Source organism: Enterobacter sp. K510 (assembly GCF_055804875.1).
The window spans coordinates 1-1076 of the sequence record NZ_JBNRLQ010000027.1 but is presented as its reverse complement, the minus strand read 5'-3'; the positions used below and the strand labels follow the sequence as shown (position 1 = coordinate 1076).

Here is a 1076-nt window from a genome sequence, read left to right as displayed (position 1 = left end):
CTGACCGCTGCAATCACTACCGTTCTGGCTAAAACCTACGGTGGTTCTGCTCGTGCATTCGACCAGATCGATAACGCGCCGGAAGAAAAAGCTCGTGGTATCACCATCAACACTTCCCACGTTGAATACGACACCCCGACTCGCCACTACGCACACGTAGACTGCCCGGGCCACGCCGACTATGTTAAAAACATGATCACCGGTGCTGCTCAGATGGATGGCGCAATCCTGGTTGTTGCTGCGACTGACGGCCCGATGCCGCAGACCCGTGAGCACATCCTGCTGGGTCGCCAGGTAGGCGTTCCGTTCATCATCGTGTTCCTGAACAAATGCGACATGGTTGATGACGAAGAGCTGCTGGAACTGGTAGAGATGGAAGTTCGTGAACTGCTGTCTCAGTACGATTTCCCGGGCGACGACACCCCGATCGTACGTGGTTCTGCACTGAAAGCGCTGGAAGGCGAAGCACAGTGGGAAGAGAAAATCATCGAACTGGCTGGCTACCTGGATTCTTACATCCCGGAACCAGAGCGTGCGATTGACAAGCCGTTCCTGCTGCCTATCGAAGACGTATTCTCCATCTCCGGCCGTGGTACTGTAGTAACCGGTCGTGTAGAGCGCGGTATCGTTAAAGTGGGCGAAGAAGTTGAAATCGTTGGTATCAAAGATACTGCGAAATCAACCTGTACTGGCGTTGAAATGTTCCGCAAACTGCTGGACGAAGGCCGTGCTGGTGAGAACGTTGGTGTTCTGCTGCGTGGTATCAAACGTGAAGAAATCGAACGTGGTCAGGTACTGGCTAAGCCGGGTTCCATCAAGCCGCACACCAAATTCGAATCTGAAGTTTACATTCTGTCCAAAGATGAAGGCGGCCGTCATACTCCGTTCTTCAAAGGCTACCGTCCGCAGTTCTACTTCCGTACAACTGACGTGACTGGCACCATCGAACTGCCGGAAGGCGTTGAGATGGTAATGCCGGGCGACAACATCAAAATGGTTGTTACCCTGATCCACCCGATCGCGATGGACGACGGTCTGCGTTTCGCAATCCGTGAAGGCGGCCGTACCGTTGGCGC

General features: G+C 54.0%; 1 protein-coding gene. It reads left to right on the top strand.

The genetic code is table 11. The annotated features are described in order from the left end of the window. The coding region (gene tuf / locus ACQUTD_RS21570) for an elongation factor Tu (RefSeq protein ID WP_473385759.1) at positions 1-1076 on the top strand (1076 nt) is incomplete at both ends.